This window comes from Rhizomonospora bruguierae (assembly GCF_018397995.1).
Taxonomy (GTDB): domain Bacteria; phylum Actinomycetota; class Actinomycetes; order Mycobacteriales; family Micromonosporaceae; genus Rhizomonospora; species Rhizomonospora bruguierae.
Genome location: NZ_BBQH01000158.1, coordinates 1 through 1,049, shown reverse-complemented (window position 1 = coordinate 1,049; position 1,049 = coordinate 1). Strand labels below are relative to the sequence as shown.

The 1,049-nt window shown below is 66.3% G+C and carries 1 protein-coding gene; it reads right to left on the bottom strand.

Features of this window, described 5'->3' with window-relative positions:
* Positions 1 to 696: reverse transcriptase domain-containing protein (locus KJS59_RS30615; RefSeq protein WP_249715195.1), on the bottom strand; the 696-nt coding region annotated here is incomplete at its 3' end.
* Between the last annotated feature and the right edge of the window lie 353 nt (positions 697 to 1,049).

Below are 1,049 nucleotides of genomic sequence, written 5' to 3'. Positions count from 1 at the left end.
GCCGCCTTGCGGGGTGCCGGTGCGGGTGTCGCGCAGGATGTCGTCCTCGGCGAGGACGCCAGCCTTCAGGAACGCCTTCACCAGCACCAGGACGCGTTTGTCGGCGATGCGTCGGCGCACCCGGTCCATCAGGGCCGTGTGGTCGATCTCGTCGAAGCACGCCGTGATGTCGCCTTCCAGCACCCACTCGTAGGAGTTGGAGGCCATCAGGTGGATCTCGGCGATCGCGTCCTGGGCCCGTCTTCCAGGGCGGAAGCCGTAGGAACACGGCTTGAAGTCCGCCTCGAAGACGGGTTCGAGGATCAGCTTCAGCGCTGCCTGCACGATCCGGTCCTTCGCGATGGGGATACCCAAGGCCCGGGTCTTGCCGTTGGGCTTGGGGATGCGCCGCTGCCGGACGGGCAGAGGTTGAAACGCCCTGGCCCGAAGCTCCAGATGGAGCTTGAACAGGAACAGGCTCTGCCCGGGCGGGAGATCCTTGGGCCGTAACCCGTCGATTCCCGCCGATCGTGCTCCTCGATTGGAACGAACCCGGTGCCATGCCACCAGCAAGACCGCCGGGTTCCAGACGAGGTTGTACAGATCATGAAACCTCCGGTCGGGGCCGTCGAGGGCCCACCGGTGCAGCTTCGTCTGGATCTCCAGTACCCTGACCTCTGCTTCTTCTAGCGTCGGCCATGGATCGTCGATATTCACCGGCGCGCTCCTGGCATTCCAACCCGAAGGCTGCGAACTCGCTGTCGTCCTTCGCCCTGCAAGCGGCTTTCCCGCTCTCCACGTCGGGGCGTAACTCCCGCGACTACTACGACGACTCCGCCCCGCCCCTTGGCCGTCAGCCGACGGTGGACCTGCCCGCCACCGCCCTGGCCGGGCGGTGGGAAGGGCGGCCAAAGGACGGTTCCCGTGTTCACTGTGTTCCGATCGGCGGGGGCGGTGCCCAGCTTTGCCCCGGTAGCCTCGCCACGGGTACGCCGCAGGCCTTCCCCGATGGCCTCCATTCCGAAGTTGCTCTCCGGCTCAGGAGTCGACGCCCACGCACATCCAAGAAA